The sequence below is a fragment of the Fibrella aestuarina BUZ 2 genome (genome assembly GCF_000331105.1).
GTDB classification, from domain to species: domain Bacteria; phylum Bacteroidota; class Bacteroidia; order Cytophagales; family Spirosomataceae; genus Fibrella; species Fibrella aestuarina.
On sequence record NC_020054.1, the window covers coordinates 3,485,984 to 3,500,741 of the forward strand.

At 60.4% G+C, this 14,758-nt stretch carries 13 protein-coding genes; 5 read left to right on the forward strand and 8 right to left on the reverse strand.

Features of this window, described 5'->3' with window-relative positions:
- Window positions 1–116: 116 nt before the first annotated feature.
- The 8 genes from FAES_RS14180 to FAES_RS14215 all read right to left on the reverse strand — a co-directional run bounded on the left by FAES_RS14180 (window position 117) and on the right by FAES_RS14215 (window position 8,067).
- Entirely contained in the window at window positions 117–1,025 is a 909-nt protein-coding gene (locus FAES_RS14180; RefSeq protein ID WP_015331918.1) for a phospholipase A, read from the reverse strand.
- 63 nt (window positions 1,026–1,088) lie between these two features.
- Entirely contained in the window at window positions 1,089–1,736 is a 648-nt protein-coding gene (locus FAES_RS14185; RefSeq protein ID WP_148289364.1) for a hypothetical protein, read from the reverse strand.
- A gap of 2 nt (window positions 1,737–1,738) precedes the next feature.
- Complete coding sequence (locus FAES_RS14190; protein ID WP_015331920.1) at window positions 1,739–3,007, reverse strand: glycerophosphodiester phosphodiesterase; 1,269 nt, start codon at window positions 3,005–3,007, stop codon at window positions 1,739–1,741.
- On the reverse strand, window positions 3,007–3,777 hold the full coding sequence (locus FAES_RS14195; RefSeq protein WP_015331921.1) for a hypothetical protein: 771 nt from the start codon (window positions 3,775–3,777) through the stop codon (window positions 3,007–3,009). The genes FAES_RS14190 and FAES_RS14195 overlap by 1 nt, the downstream gene beginning before the upstream one ends.
- A 16-nt stretch (window positions 3,778–3,793) precedes the next feature.
- The gene (locus FAES_RS14200) at window positions 3,794–4,495 is read right to left on the reverse strand and encodes a hypothetical protein (RefSeq protein ID WP_148289365.1); all 702 of its coding nucleotides are present in this window, start codon (window positions 4,493–4,495) and stop codon (window positions 3,794–3,796) included.
- A 28-nt stretch (window positions 4,496–4,523) separates the two neighbouring features.
- Window positions 4,524–5,996 (reverse strand): META domain-containing protein, encoded by a 1,473-nt coding sequence (locus tag FAES_RS14205; protein ID WP_015331923.1) that lies wholly within the window; start codon window positions 5,994–5,996, stop codon window positions 4,524–4,526.
- A gap of 59 nt (window positions 5,997–6,055) precedes the next feature.
- A complete protein-coding gene (locus FAES_RS14210; protein ID WP_041257885.1) occupies window positions 6,056–6,709 on the reverse strand; it encodes a beta/gamma crystallin family protein in 654 nt (217 codons plus the stop codon).
- Window positions 6,710–6,828: 119 nt separating this feature from the next.
- Entirely contained in the window at window positions 6,829–8,067 is a 1,239-nt protein-coding gene (locus FAES_RS14215; RefSeq protein WP_158408781.1) for a helix-turn-helix domain-containing protein, read from the reverse strand.
- 238 nt (window positions 8,068–8,305) lie between these two features.
- Here FAES_RS14215 and FAES_RS14220 point away from each other — a divergent pair, with 238 nt between their 5' ends.
- The 5 genes from FAES_RS14220 (at window position 8,306) to FAES_RS14240 (ending at window position 14,745) form a co-directional block, all read left to right on the forward strand.
- Window positions 8,306–8,686 carry a co-chaperone GroES gene (locus FAES_RS14220; RefSeq protein WP_015331927.1) on the forward strand — a complete coding sequence of 127 codons (381 nt, stop codon included), beginning with the start codon at window positions 8,306–8,308 and terminating at the stop codon, window positions 8,684–8,686.
- Between the two features lie 70 nt (window positions 8,687–8,756).
- Window positions 8,757–9,149 carry a DUF4174 domain-containing protein gene (locus FAES_RS14225; RefSeq protein WP_148289366.1) on the forward strand — a complete coding sequence of 131 codons (393 nt, stop codon included), beginning with the start codon at window positions 8,757–8,759 and terminating at the stop codon, window positions 9,147–9,149.
- Window positions 9,150–9,259: 110 nt separating this feature from the next.
- Window positions 9,260–10,132, forward strand: coding sequence for an SDR family oxidoreductase (locus FAES_RS14230; protein ID WP_015331929.1), 873 nt, complete (start codon window positions 9,260–9,262; stop codon window positions 10,130–10,132).
- A 39-nt stretch (window positions 10,133–10,171) separates the two neighbouring features.
- Window positions 10,172–13,555 (forward strand): putative type IX secretion system sortase PorU2, encoded by a 3,384-nt coding sequence (porU2, locus tag FAES_RS14235; protein ID WP_015331930.1) that lies wholly within the window; start codon window positions 10,172–10,174, stop codon window positions 13,553–13,555.
- Window positions 13,552–14,745 (forward strand): hypothetical protein, encoded by a 1,194-nt coding sequence (locus tag FAES_RS14240; RefSeq protein ID WP_015331931.1) that lies wholly within the window; start codon window positions 13,552–13,554, stop codon window positions 14,743–14,745. The genes porU2 and FAES_RS14240 overlap by 4 nt, the downstream gene beginning before the upstream one ends.
- The last annotated feature ends 13 nt before the right edge of the window (window positions 14,746–14,758 follow it).

The window sequence follows — 14,758 nt, forward strand, 5'->3', positions numbered from 1 at the left end:
AATCCACAGCAAGATGGATTGAAACTACTTCCCCACCGCCCGCGAGGCCCAGGCGGCACTTGTCATAACGTACCTGATCCAGAGCAAGAAGAATTGAATGAGACCGCCAGGTAGCCTTATAGCCAGTTGACAAGCGATACGGCTAGGCCGATGGTGGTCTGGCGGTGGTTGTAGTCGATGAGGGTTTCGCCGTAGCCATGTAAAATCTGAAGGTCGCCGCGCAGGTTTCCCGTCACCGGAAACGTCCAGTCGAACTGAACCTGCCCCCGGTTGCGCGTCCCGCCCCGGAGGGAGTGACTACCCACCACCGAAAACATATGGCGGTCTGTGTGGTAGATGACCGTCGCATCGGCCCGGCCGATGTTGTCCGTGATCGCCGGGTTTTCGTCTTCGGCATCGGGGAGCCGTAACCACGGACGAAGCAGCACGGTCCACCGGCCCCGCTCAAAACCGGCGTGCAGAATCACCCGGTTCCAACTGCGCGACAGCGGCACGGCCCGCCCGTTTGACTGATGGTTCAGGGCGATGCCGACCATCCGGGTCCGTAGCCCCAGCAACGGAAAATTGGTGGCGAAGTTGAGAATCGCCTCCGGTTCGTAGTTGGTTTCGCGGAAGGGCCGCGAGAACGTCGTGTTATAGACCTGCCAGTGCGATTTTTGCGTGTAGCCCACCCACAGATCGCCGTGCTTGCCAAAAATGCCCTGTAAGGCCTTCACTTTGAGGCTCAATTGCCAGCGGGCTTCATAGCGGCCCAACGGGATATAGAACGGATAGTTGTAGGTGGGGTTTTCGCTGACGGGCTGTTCGTTGGGGTCGCTCGACCAGCGTCCGGCTGTCACGTACAGGGGCTTGTAAGGCGTAATCAGGAACGTACCCCGGCGCGTGGCCGAGTCCAGTTCCCACCGATCCGACAAGGTGCCAAACACGGGCTTCTTGGCAAACAGGGGGTCTTTCTGCGCGTGGCAGGGCGAGCCACACAGGCCACTGCCGAGCAGCGTGATAAGCCAGCATAAAGGATGTTTCATCCGTTGTTGGAGAAAGTGCACGTACTCAGCGCCGCTGAGTACATACCTGATTGATGACGATTGTTACCAGGATAATACCCGCCAGAGCAGTTGTGCCTGTAGGGAGGCGGCATTCTCGCGGGTAGCGGTGGGGTTTAGCCAGCGGACTTCGGCGGCGAGGCGGAGGCGATTCGAGAGCGGCTGCGTGTACGACAGCGCCCACAGCCAGCCCGCACTCAGTTCCTGCGAGTTGACCGAGCCTTTATAGCTGTATTCTGACCGGATCAGGTACGTGCCGAAGCCAACCGTTGCGGCCAGGCGCCGCCACAAACTGCGCTCGGTCCCCGAGTGCCAGGCTAGAGGCATCTGATACACCAGCAGGATCGGAATGGCCGACACGCTGACGGAGCCGGGTTCGCCGTTGACGACACCCTTGTAGGTATAAAACGTGGTCAGGCCGGTTTCAAGGCCAGTTCGAAACCGGTGGTCGGGGTGCCACAAAGCACGGATCATCACCGACTGCCCCAGCCGATTCGTCTCCGTTTGCCGCCAGGCGGGCGGAATACCGATGGCACTGGCGTACTGCGAACTGCCCACGCCCACCGTTACGACGATGTGGTACGTACCCCGTTTGCCGCCAGTGGTGTCGGTAGGGGGCGAGAACTGCGCCCGGGCTGCTCGTCCGGCAAGTAGGGCCAACAAGCTTAACCCGATGATTGTACGTGCGTGCATAGTCATGGCGCGGTGTAATGGTAGTAGGCAACCGCCGGGGCGTAATTGGAAAGAATACCGTTCAGGTTGGCCTGCTTGACGAATTTTTCGATGAAGGGCGCATCATCCAGTGTCCAGACGAAGACCCGCCGCCCTTCAGCCTGCATGGCCCGAACCTCATCGGTCTGCGGCCCCAGCGTCCAGCGGGGCGCCCAGACGGCCGCGCCCAGTTCGCGAACAAGGGCCGGGTCCAACTCGCAGAGCACGGGCGTATTGGCTTTGTTGGGTAAGGCCCGGTAGGCGGCCACAGCGTCGGTGCTGGGGAGCCCAATCACGATTTGCAGCCGTCGGCCCCGCAGCCGGGCGCGTTCGTTGAAACGCTGTTGCAGGGCCTGTACCCGGTCCATCGGCCCGCTGAACTTGGCGTCGATCCAGACAAACTGCAGGTCGGTATTGTCGACGATGGTTTGCAGGGCCTGCTCCAGCGTCGGAATCCGTTCGCCGTAGAGCAGCGGAAACGAGGTTTGTAATTGCTCGAAGGTGTAGTCGCTGATACCGCCGCTCAGCCCATTTTTCTGGATTAGCCGCTGATTGAGCCGGTTGTCGTGGTAAAGAACCGGTATGCTGTCTTTGGTATAGCGCACGTCGATCTCCACACCCGTAGCCCCAAACCGGGCTGCCCGGCGCAGAATCGCCAGTGAATTTTCCGAAACACCCAGCAAATCGGCCGTCCGCCCACCGCCCCGGTGCGCGATGATCTCAAACGGTTTCGGGTTGAGCGGGCGTCGATACATGAGCGTAATGGATCGGGCGGGGGTACCCGTACCCGTATCGAACGTACCCCGAAGGGCCAGCGTGTCGCCCGCCTGCGGGGTGGCGTTGAAGGGAAGCAGGCTGCCGCCCCGTTTGCGAACCAGTTGCAGCGCCGCCTGCCCCGTGCCCTGGTTAGTCAGGGTGCGCCAGAAGCCCGTCAGGCGCAGGCTGTCGGAAGTCTGATCGATTTCCAGGTTAAAGAAGCCCACGCTGACACCCGTCAGAATCGACAGGGTGTGCACACTGTCGACCCCGTCATTGACCGCCGACCAGCGCAGCACCACCTGTTCGCCAAACGTATCGGTGCCACCCGATACGGCATAAACGCCTTCCATGCTTCGGCGAATGCCCGTGCGAAACGGCCCGCTGCCGGGCTTGTTGCTGAAATCGTACGGAATCGGGGCTTCGTAGACAGGGCGGCACCCCATCACCAGTAGCCACAGGCTGGCCAGGTTAAGCAGACAGGAGCGCATCAGCATCAGTAGTGGATGAAGTTAAAAATGAGTTCGGGGTAAAACAGGGGCTTGTCGAATGTGCTGTACAGCGCCCAGAACTGCCAGTTGTAGCGCGTGTAGGCCCCCCGGAAGCCCATCGAGATGTGCCGTTTGTGGTAATAAGGCTGTTCGAGCATAAAGGTGACAGCAAAGCCATCGCGCTCGCGGCTCCGTTGTGAGACACGCAACCCACCCACCGACGAACCGTAATAAAAGCCGAGAATGGCCTCTACCTTCAGCGTGTATTGCAGGTCAGATGCGGGGCGAAACCCCACCGACAGGTTGGGCATCATGAGCAGCCCCGCCGCCTGGCTGTTGAACACATCGCTGATTTTCAGGAACCCGTGCCAGCCGTTGAGCTCATCGCCGACAGCCAGAAACAACCGCTTCGACAGGGGGAGCGCGTAGCGAAGACCGAGGGTGCCGCTCGTTTGCACGAACTGCGTTTGCAGCCGCCCCGTGGCATACAACCGCTGGCTCAACCCCCGCTGCACCTGTATATCGAGTGCTGGAATGCTGATGCGCAACTCTTCCGTCAACTCGGGTGGGGCGGGGGTGAGGGTAATTCCCACCGATTGCCGCCATTGGCCCGGCAGCGGGGCCTGCGGGAAATAGATGCCCGGTCGGTGCTCAACGGCTGCGGCCGCCGGTTGCTGTGGCTGGCTGTTGTCCTGCTGCCCCCTGCCTACCAGCGGCACCAGCGCCAGACCCACAAGCAGCGCCGCCACGAGCCGTTCGTTCAGGTATCCAGTCATTGTAAAGCGGCGTTGGTTAGAGGGCGCTGCCCAGAACAAGGCTCAGGTACGTGCCACCGGGGTTAACACCCGGTCCACCGCTGAGGCTCACGGCGTTAGTTTCCCAATTCGGCGTGTTAAGCGGGAACAGATAGCCCGCTCGCAGACCCAGCAGCAGCTTCTGGCCCAGGCTACTCTGCCCCAGCCCCGTCTTGCTCACTTGCAGCCCCACGTTCCCTACCACTTGCTCCCGCGTCAGGCTCTGCTGATTGGTGGGGCCGGTCAGATACCCGCTGAACGTGGTGCTCGCGGGGGCCACCTTCGAGACCCGCGTACCAAACCAGGCATAAGCCAGCCCGGCATAGGGGATGCACTGGATGCGATCAGTCCTCCCCAGCACGATCCCCAGCGAAGCGCCGGCGGTGGAGCCACGTACCCAACTGCTACGGTTGGCCTCGGTGTCGGTACCGCTATACGACATAAACGTGACCAGCGTAGCCAACCGGGCTTTAGGAAACACGGTGTACAAACCGGCTCCTCGTAGGAGGTAGGCACCCGATAGGGGCAAGAAACCGGCGTTGCTCAGCTCGGTGTTGAGGCTGGAAACGCCCGGCAACGCCACGCCGACTACCGAGTGCAGGTATACCCGCTTGGTGGGCGGAACGGCCGACGTTGACTGCCCGGCTGCCCGCAGGGCCAGCAAGAGCAGGAGTGAGACAAGGAGAATAGTTGGTCGCATAACGTTTGGTGAAGGAGTAAGAACGCACTTAGCGTCGGGTAAAGCGCATGACCGCCACATCATCCGTTAGCAGGGTCAGCGTGTCGTTGGCGAGCGCGTAGCGGTTTACCCGCTGCAGGCTATCGAGGAAACGGCGTTCGCCATCACCGGGGCATTGCATCCGGGTGAGGGCAAATGCCTTCGGGATACGGATGCTGCCGTTGGTGAATTGAACCGGCATAGTAAACCTGTTGCAGCCGGTCGTGCCCGATACGCGCTCGTTGGCGGGCTCGATAAGCAGCGTCGGTTTTTTGTCGGGGTATAGCGTGGTCAGGTCAGTGCCCGTATCCATCAGGTACGTTAGTTCCCAATTGCCAGCAGGGGCAGGGCCCGGCGCGTTGGCTACCACACCGGGCGCCGACAGGTTGTTTTCGGCCAGGTACAGATACGGCGGGTGGAAATGATGCGTGAAGACCTTATCCGCGCTGTCCGGGAAACGATGATAGTAGGTCGAGTCGGCCAGCAGCACGACCATCGCGCCCGTTCTGACGTAGTGATTGCTGTTGTAGTAATCGGGCGCTACATAGCCGTTGAGGCTTTTCTTCACCGTCCGTGAAGCCACGTTGCCGAGGTATTTCTGGTAGTTTTTCTGGGCCTGGAGGGCGGGTTTGCTCAGGTCGTTGTATACCTTACGCAGGACCAGCCGCTTCAGAAAAGGTTGTTTTTTAATGGTTTGATCGGCCCCCGCGAAGGGATTGGTGGTGTTCATGTCGTTGACCGTCTGGATCGAAAACGGTACTTCGGGCACCCAGTCGGCCGAGTTGACCACGTTGTAGGCCCAGCCCGCCTGCGTCAGGGCTTCGTAGTCGTAGGCGAAATACAGGTTGCCCGGTTTGGGGCCCGCGCTGCAATACGTTTTAAACCGGATGTCGGCGGGGAGCTTGCCTTGCCGTTGCAGGTTGTAGAGGTGCGCCGTGAGCAGATACGCGATGGCGCCACCCTGACTGTGGCCCATAATCAGTACATTTCGGGTGCCCCGCCGGTAGCTCGAATCGAGCTTGGGCAGGATGTCGCGGCTCAGAAATGCCATACCGACCAGCCAACCCACGTGCACGGCGGCCCTGGGGTTATCGGCGAGGTGATAGGTGAATCTGTCGTTGTCAGCGAGTTGCAGTTCCCCTTTGGCGGGTACCATCGCGGCGTAAAAGTTGGCCAGCCAGCTCGCGCTATTGGCGGTTGTGCCGCGCAGGTTAATCACCGCCGTGTTGCCGCCGTCGCTCCACAGGTCCCACAGATTATCCAGCCCGACTACCGCCGCGCGGTAAACCGGCTTGAAACGCTGAGGCTTGGGGAAGTTGGCGATGTAGGTCGAATCACCGAACTGCGCCGATACTTTCAGCAGTTCGATGTACTCGGCCTTGTCGAAGCCGGATTGCAGCGACTGAGCCGGAGCGCTGGTGAGTACGAGCAGACCCGCCAGGGCAGTAAGGCAGGTCGTGAAGGCAAGTGCCATTCGCTTCATAACGTGGATCTAGTTTGAGGGTTGGTAAAAAGGTGTCGACCGATCAGTCGGGCCGTTTTCTATTGACGGGCAACAACCAGCGATACCGCCCGATTATCCCAGCCCACTGACCGTAGCTCCGCCGATTGCCCGCGCACTTCGCGTACCATCCCGCCGAATTGGTTTCGGTCGAAAAGCCGGACAACATAGCCCGCCGACGCCTGCACCGATGAAATCTGGCGCGCCAGCCCCTGTAAGTCCCTGGCGCGGTATTGGCCCGGCGTCAGGGCGATCATCCGCCCACCAAACCGCTCGTGTTCATACAGATACACAACGGGCCGTCCGCCAGCAGGTGGCGTCACGGGGATGGGCCCTACTGGGCGGGGTGGCTGTATGACGGGGCGGGGCGGCTGGGTGGGCAGCCCGATCCGGCGTACCCGCGCCGACTGGATGCGATCGTCCCAGATTACCAGCCGGGGAATGTCGCCGACGAGGCGGATAGACTGACCGCGCAACTTGGGCCGGTCGTAGGCATATAGTTCGTAGCCAGCCGGCACCCGCACCGACGTTACCTTGCCGGTGATGGCCGGGCCCAGGCGGTTGTAGATTGATTCACCCAGGATGGCCTGCTGTCCCGTGAAATTAGGGTCGGTATACAGCCGGACCTGCGCGCGTAGTACCGCCGTTGGGCCTAAAATGAACGCGAAAAGTAAAGCTGGATAAAGCTGCTTCATGACGTTGGCTGCGATGACTGTTTGACCAGCAAAGCAACGCATCAATACCTCCGCAGGGCGCTTTCGGCCAGATGGGTTAGTTTCACATTCCTGATTTGATACTGAATCAGCCCGGCGGCTCAGTTGTCGATGGCGTTGGCGCGTTGCATGTACTGGGCCGGGGTAACGCCCATGTGCTTCTGAAACGCCCGGTAGAAGGTCGTTTTCGACGAAAAACCCACCTGCGTGCTGATGCCCTCCAGCGTAAGGTGACTATACTGGTTACTCTCCAGCAACTGGCACAGGTGCCGAACGCGGTGGGCGTTGACGTAGTCGCGGAAGTCGAGGCCCAGCACACGATTGAGGATTGCCGACAGCAGATACGGCGGAATCTGCGTGGCAACTGATACATCGGCCAGCGATAGCCGGGGGCGCAGGTAGGGCTGCTGACTGTGCATGTACTGATCTAGCTGCGCCAGCTTGTCGGCCGCCGCCTGCTCCAGGGTATCTCCCTCAGCGGGCCGGGGCGGCTCGGGCAGGGGTACCGCCTGATGAGCAGCATCCGATAGGACGACTGGAAGAGCCGGGGAGTCAGGTACGTTGCCCGTGAGCGGCTGGCGAGTGCCGTTGAGCGAAAAAGCCCCGTAGAGCAGGGTAGGGCGCTGAATAATGTAGAAGCAGATGACCAGCTGCGCCACTAGGTAGGTGATGTTCAGGATCAGATTGCCGTAGGGTGCATGGCGGATGAAGGGTATTTCGGCCAGCCACACCCCATTGACGATCAGGTGTATGAGCACGAACGTTTTGAGCCAATTGCCGAACGCCGGATTGCTGTATGGGGTACGTCCCTCGCGTTGGCGGTAGGTCCACCACAGGCCCGCCGCCAGTAGCGAGTAGACAAAGCTCGACAGGCTGTAGCCGATCAGGTGAAAGTGGGGCGGTAACAAACCCTCGTGTATGGTGAAAAGCGTATTGGGCGCGGAAGCCAGTTGCTGAAGCCGAGCCAGTTTGGCGGTCGCCGGTGAAACGTAAAACGGCAAAAACTCGACCACGTTCAGCAGGAAGGGCAGCAGCAGCCAGCCGTAGCGCCGCCCATCGAAGCGGGTGGTCGATAGTAGCGATGCCCGCGCGTACAGGTAAATCAGCGGGCCAACCAGGTAATTGAGCGGCGCGGCCGTTCGAAACAGATGCGGTACGTGCACAATGCCCCCGTTGGTAATGAGCAACGTAACGAAGTCAATGTAAACGTAGGTGAAGAGCAGGGTGGCCAATAACCGATTGGCATGTCGACCGGGCTGTTTGCGTGTCCAGAGCAGCCACCCGATCACCGTCGACAGCAGGCAGCAGCCGAACAGGATATAAGCTAACAACGATTTCAAAGGCATCGGAGTCAACGTGTTGGGGAAGCAGTTAAGATATAGATGAAGCGACTATAGACCTACCTACTGTGTCAATTTTGTGTAAACGGTTAATTTGTAAACGGGCTTATCAGCCGGGCCGGATGGTTGAGCCTGCGTGCGGCCGGGTGCCGGGGCCGCACGTACCTGACCGCTGGTAGGGCTTTTTTCGGAAACCACTCTTGCCTCATCTGGTGTTAGTGGGCTAAACCGGAATGAGATGCTGAACGTAACACCTGACAATAAACTGAAACGCCTGCTTGTGGTGGGCGACCGCGTCCTGATCAAACCCAAAGGCCCGAGCGAACGGACGTCGTCGGGGCTATACCTGCCGCCAACGGTGCAGGAAAAAGAACAGGTGCAGTCGGGCTACGTGGTGAAAGTGGGACCGGGGTACCCCATCCCCGCCGCCGTCGACGACGAGCCCTGGCGCGAAACCGAAGAAAAAGTGAAGTACATGCCCTTGCAGGCGCAGGAGGGCGACCTGGCCATCTACCTGCAACGCAATGCCATTGAACTCGACTATGAAGGGGTCCCGTATGTGATCGTGCCGCAGCAATCCATCCTGCTGCTCGAACGGGCCGACGACCTTTTCGATTAAACCGATAAACATCATGCGACGACTCGGGTTAGTAAGTATATGCCTGCTGGCATTTATCGTACTCAACATTATGGAAAGTGTAGCCAACCAGAAGAAGTCGCTCAAGGCGATTCTTGACGAAAAGAAAGACCATCGCCGCGTTGTATTGCTTTACGGACGCGACATCAATCAGGGCCACCTCATCGAGCAGCAACAGGCACTCACGGCCGCGCCCGACGGCCTGGCCGAGCGTGACCTCGACGTAATCGTGCTGATCAACAGCGAACTGATGGAGCCCGACCGCCAGTTCCTGATGCACACCTACCACGAGTTTGTGCCCTCCGACGACTTTGCCGGTTACCTGATCGGTAAAGACGGCCTGCTGAAGAAAAAATTCACCAAACCCATCGCAGCCGACGAGCTGTTCAAAACGATCGACGCCATGCCGATGCGGAAAGACGAGATAAAGAAACAGCACGACTAACGAAGCCGTGCCGGGAAAAGGGTCAGCGTAGTTGAGTATCAACTGGTCGCTGACCCTTTTTTTGTGGCTGATAACAAACCCGTTCAAGCGAGGGAAAACCCCGAAAGGCCATGACCACTCTACTAATTACTACACCAACGGGCAACGTGGGACTCGAAACCCTGCGCGCGCTGGCGATGCGGCCTGAACGCCCCACGCTACGCATCATCGGTGGCGTTCGGCGGCCCGAGCAGGACCGCACCCGGCTGGAGGGGCTGGTGGATCAGCTCGTGCCGTTCGATTTCTCGGAGCCCGGCACCGTGGCGGCTGCTTTGCAGGGAGTCGATAAGGTATTGCTGGTGCGTCCGCCGCAGCTGGCCGACGTCGACCGGTATTTCCGGCCGCTGATAGAGGCCATGACCCGCGCCAGGCTGAAGCAGGTTGTCTTTCTGTCGTTGCAGGGCGTCGAAAACAACACGCTGACGCCCCACCACAAAATCGAGCAATTGATCAGGGAAGCGGGCCTGCCGTATACGATGCTGCGGCCGAGTTTTTTCATGCAAAACCTGAGTACGACGCACCGCCGCGAAATTGCCGAACGGAACGAAATTTACATCCCGGCGGGTAACGAACGCACTAACCTGATCGACGTCGTCGATATTGGCGAGGTGGCAGCGCTCGTACTGGCGACCGGGCAACACCTGAACAAGGCCTACGAACTAACCGGAACCGAAGCGCTGACGTACACCGAGATAGCCGCCATCCTGACCGAGGTGCTGGGCCGACCGATTACCTACAAAGCCCCATCGGTGCTGGCGTTTGTGTACCGGAAATGGCTGGTCGAAAAGCAACCCCTCTCGTTTGTGCTGGTCATGGTGGCCTTATATACCGTTGCCCGGTTGGGAAAAGCAGCAGGTCAGACGTCGGTGTTTCAGGAGTTGACCGGCCAGTTGCCCCGCACGTTTCGCCAATTTGCTATTACTAACCAAAAAGTATGGATGTAACGGAAAATCGTAAATTGGTGGCCTTTTCCAGACCACCGTATGAATCGACTGTACTGCCTGACCGTAAGCCTGTTACTGCCTAGCTGTGCCTACGCCCAATCGCCGGTTTACGGCAATGAGTGGATTAATTACCAACAGACTTATTACAAAATCCCGATTGCCCAGCAAGGGGTTTACCGCCTCAGCAGCAGCGACTTGCAAAAGGCGGGCGTGCCCATTGCCGCGCTCGACCCGCGGACCCTGCAACTGTTTCATCGGGGTGTCGAGCAGGCGATCTGGGTGGACGGGGAGACCGACGGCACCTTCGATGCCACCGACTACGTGGAGTTTATTGGCCGGGGCAACGACGGCCTGCCCGACTCGGCCCTCTACCGCCCGGCGTCGGCGCAACCCCATCCGTATTACAGCCTGTATTCCGATACGACGGCCTATTTCCTGACCGCCCGCCTCGATGCGAAACCCGGCAAGCGCATGACCCGCTACACCGACCTGGACCTGGGTAGCGGCGCGACGGCCCTCGTGCCCGAACCGTATGTATGGGTAGAGGAAAGACGGGTGTTTACGGAACAGTATCCGGCCGGGACTATCTACCCGATAGGCGCAGGCTACGGCAACGGGGCCATTCTGAGCAGCTACGACGTGGGCGAAGGCTGGATGGGCAACAGCATCAAACCCCAGAGCACCTACAGCCAGACTATACCCATCAGCCGCCTCTACACTGGTAGCCCCACCGCCACTCCCCGGCTCGACCTGATCGTAATTGGCCGCACGCCCACCAACCACCTCGTGCAGGTGCGTGTAGGCCCTAATGGCCAGCAACGTACGGTGGCCCCGCTCGAACTGATGAACTACGACACCAAACGACTGACGGTGCCGCTGTCGGCGACCGAAGCACAGGGCGACCTGGTTTGTAGCCTGAGTCCGCAGAACGCCAACGACGAGGTTTCACTGGCGGTATTGCAGGCAACGTACCCACAGCAACCCGATATGGCGGGTTACACGTACCGCGAATTTCGGCTGAATCCGGTGGCGGGAGGCCGGGCGCTGCTCCGCCTGACCAACGTGGGTACCAATGCCCGCCTGTATGACGTCACCAGTCCGGAGCAGGCATCCATCCTGTCAGGTACGTTGGTCAACGGTGCGTTTACGAGCGTCGTGCGCGGGGCTGGTGTGGCGCGTAACCTGCTGCTGGTAAGTGAGGTGAAAGCGGTGCCGGCCATTCGGGCCGTGGTGTTTCGAAACATCAACCCGGCTAAGGTGAATTTCGCCATCATCGCCCACCCACAAACGCGGCAGGCCGTGGCCGAAACGCCCGGTACCCTTGCCCGAGACCCCGTAGCCACCTACGCCGCCTATCGCGCCTCGAAAGCCGGGGGCAGCTACGACACCCTGACGGTATCGATCCATCAGGTATACAACCAGTTCAACTACGGCGAACGGTCACCACTGGCCATTCGCCGGTTTGCCGATTACCTGGTCCGGGCGGGTGGTTCTACCGCCGACGACCCCACCAAATACCTGCTGCTGATCGGGCGGTCGTATGATCCGCAGCGGTTTCGGAAAGAGCCACAGATCGACACCCTCGATATGATTCCCAACGGCGGCTGGCCCGGCTCCGACCTGTCGATGGTAACGGGCATTGCCGGGCGACCCGCCTACGTACCGGGCGTCGCTATCGGGCGGCTCAACGTAACGCGCCCACAGCAGGTGCTCGACTACCTCAATAAACTGAAAGAGCACGAAGCGGCCCCCGCCACGGCCCCCTGGCGCAAACAGATGCTGCACCTGAGCGGTGGCAAATCGGCCTATGAACTGGCCCTGTTCCGGGCGTTTGTCGACGACTTTGGCCAACGAATCACCGGCCAATATGCCAGTGCTACGGTCGAGACGGTATCGAAACAAACCGATAACCCGACCGAGGCGATTTCGGTGGTGGCGCAGATCAACCGGGGGGTGGGCATCCTGTCCATGTTTGGCCATTCGAGCCTCGACATCGCCGACATCGACATTGGGTACGTGAGTGATGATCGGCTGGGCTACCGCAACAAGGGCCGCTACCCGCTGATCATCGCCAACGGCTGTGCATCGGGTAATTTCTATTTCTACATCAACGGCTTCCGCCCGTTTGTGACCGATTGGGTGCTCACGCCCAACCGCGGGGCAATTCTGGCCATTGCTCACACGCACAACGGCTTTGCCAGCGCGCTCAAAAACTACGCCGATCAACTCTACGCCGTGCTCGCCGACAGCGCCTGGATTGGCCACACCTTCGGCGCTATTCAGGTGGAAACGATTCGGCGGTATCTGGCTCAAAACCGGTCGGTGTATGATCTGGCCAATGCCGAGCAAATTACCTTGCAGGGTGACCCGGCGGTGCGGCCATTCCCGTTCACCAAACCCGATCTGAGTTTTTCGGAAGGCGGCATCATGGTGAAAACAACGGGCAGTGCCGTGACGCTGCGGGTCGTGGCACTCAACCTGGGCCGGGCTACTACCAAGCCCGCCGAGGTGCGCCTTCGGGCCTACGACGCCGGCGGGCGCATTCTGTTCACAACCAACACACGCCTCGACGCGACCCGTTTCGCCGATACGCTCACCGTAGCCTTCACGTTACCCACCGCCGCGACGACGCCCTATTACGAGCTGTATGCCGACGCCGACGGCCTGCTCGACGAAGAGCGCCGTGATAACAACAGCCTCCGCTTCGATGCCACCGGCAAGCTGGCCGATTTGCCCTTTACGATCGATAACACCCCGCCCGTGGTGGAAGTGGCCTTTGATGGACGCCGCCTCCGCACCGACGAACTGGTAGCGCCTCAACCCACGATTGAGGTGCTGGTAGCCGATGAAAACACGCGGCTGTCAGCCACGGCCCCACCCACGGTCGAACTGTATCTGCAACGGCCCTGCGCACAGGCACCCTGCCCGTTTGAACGCCTGCCGGTCAGACCTCCCGCTGCTAGCTGGGCCAAACGCGGAACCGACTATGTGCTTTCGTACCGCCCCGCTGTGCCCTTCGCCGATGGCGTCTACACGCTGGAAGCCTACGGCAGCGATCTGAGTGGCAACCGCGCCCAACCCTACGCCATCCGGTTCAGGGTGCGTACCGCGCCGGTCGTCACCGAGGTGGCCGCAGCCCCCAACCCGTTCGTCGCCCAGACGGTGGTACGCTACACGTTGGCTGGCGCGCAAACCCCGGCTCCGGCTACGCTCCGAATCTATGATTTAGCCGGGCGCGAGGTCCGCGCCGTTCGGCTGGCGGCCCATATCGGTATCAACGAGTTTGTCTGGGACGGTACGACCGATAGCGGAGCCCCGGCAGCATCGGGAACGTACCTGTACCGCCTCGACCTGCCCGGTTACACCGCTTTCGAAAACGACGCAAACCGCAAGCTGGCGGGTAAGCTGGTGTTGTTGCGATGAGGGTTGCGGCGCTATGGCTCCTGCTGACAGGCCTGATTGCCGGGCTGACGTTCCTCAACCCCAACCATTACCTCAGCGTCGATTCGCAGTATTATCTCTCTATGGCGGGTTGGCTCGTTGGGCTGGATGGTGATCAGTACGGCCATGTCAGCACCGGCTGGGAGAGTACCTTCCCGATTGGCTATCCGCTGCTGATTGGTGCGCTGGCCCGGCTCACGGGTACGTCGTTGCTGGTTGCGTCCAAACTCTGGCAAAGCCTGCTGCTGGGTGGGTTTCTACTGAACTGGCAGCGGCGGCTGGGCAGCACCACGACGCGCTGGATGGGGTCGGTGCTGCTGCTGGGTGGGTTTGTGCGTCTCCTAACCTATACCTGGTCGGAGTGGGCGTTTGTGGTGGTGTTGCTAGAATGTTACTGGCTCACCAGCCAACGTACCCAGCCGCCCGAGTATGCCTACAGCCTACGCCTGTGGCTGCTGACGATGGGCCTGTTTCTGCTCCGGTACGTCGGTGGGTTTGTGGTTGTGGCGTATGGACTGCAAGCCATCGTGACCTATTGGCGCGGGGAGCGCCCCGGCATCCGGCATCGCATTGGCCCCGATTTGTTGTACGTGGGGCTGTCGGTAGGGGGGATGCTGGCCTACTTCGGCCTCAATCAGTACCTGACGGGCTCCCCCTACGGCGGCGAACGCTTCCTGGGAACGACCGAACCGTTGTGGACTACCCTGTCGCTGACTGTACTGTCGCTAGCGAACGAACTGCTTTTGCTCCGCGACTACGTACCCGGCGAATCGGCCACGCTTGTCTGGTTGGGGGTGGCGGTTCAACTCGGGTTGCTGGTTTGGCTCTGGCGGATCGTCCGGCCTCGGCGCGAGACCTTTTTACCACCCGACGACCGACTTCGTCGGCTGTGGCGTGTCTGGGGTTTGGCCTCGGCAACGTACCTGGCGATCCTGTTCACATTGCGCCTGCTGAGTCCGTTCAGCGGCCCCAACGCCCGGATGCTAGCCGTTGTTTCGCTACCCTTGCTGCTGGGCGTCGCGGCCTGGGTAAGCCGTTTCCCCAACCTGACCCTCCGCCGTCAGCTCGCCCGTTGGTGGGCCGTGCTACTGCTGGCCAGCTGGCTCCAACTGCTGCCCCAAGTTAACGTAGAAAGAAAATTGAATCGGTTTTTTTGGAACGCGACACCTTAGCGCCTTCGCGTTC

Coding starts and splice junctions, on each gene's coding strand:
- FAES_RS14210 (WP_041257885.1), bottom strand. CDS start 6,709: ATGAAGCAGCTTTATCCAGCTTTACTTTTCGCGTTCATTTTAGGCCCA.
- FAES_RS14220 (WP_015331927.1), top strand. CDS start 8,306: ATGCTGAACGTAACACCTGACAATAAACTGAAACGCCTGCTTGTGGTG.
- FAES_RS14240 (WP_015331931.1), top strand. CDS start 13,552: ATGAGGGTTGCGGCGCTATGGCTCCTGCTGACAGGCCTGATTGCCGGG.
- FAES_RS14205 (WP_015331923.1), bottom strand. CDS start 5,996: ATGAAGCGAATGGCACTTGCCTTCACGACCTGCCTTACTGCCCTGGCG.
- FAES_RS14225 (WP_148289366.1), top strand. CDS start 8,757: ATGGAAAGTGTAGCCAACCAGAAGAAGTCGCTCAAGGCGATTCTTGAC.
- FAES_RS14230 (WP_015331929.1), top strand. CDS start 9,260: ATGACCACTCTACTAATTACTACACCAACGGGCAACGTGGGACTCGAA.
- FAES_RS14190 (WP_015331920.1), bottom strand. CDS start 3,007: ATGCTGATGCGCTCCTGTCTGCTTAACCTGGCCAGCCTGTGGCTACTG.
- FAES_RS14195 (WP_015331921.1), bottom strand. CDS start 3,777: ATGACTGGATACCTGAACGAACGGCTCGTGGCGGCGCTGCTTGTGGGT.
- porU2 (WP_015331930.1), top strand. CDS start 10,172: ATGAATCGACTGTACTGCCTGACCGTAAGCCTGTTACTGCCTAGCTGT.
- FAES_RS14180 (WP_015331918.1), bottom strand. CDS start 1,025: ATGAAACATCCTTTATGCTGGCTTATCACGCTGCTCGGCAGTGGCCTG.
- FAES_RS14185 (WP_148289364.1), bottom strand. CDS start 1,736: ATGCACGCACGTACAATCATCGGGTTAAGCTTGTTGGCCCTACTTGCC.
- FAES_RS14200 (WP_148289365.1), bottom strand. CDS start 4,495: ATGCGACCAACTATTCTCCTTGTCTCACTCCTGCTCTTGCTGGCCCTG.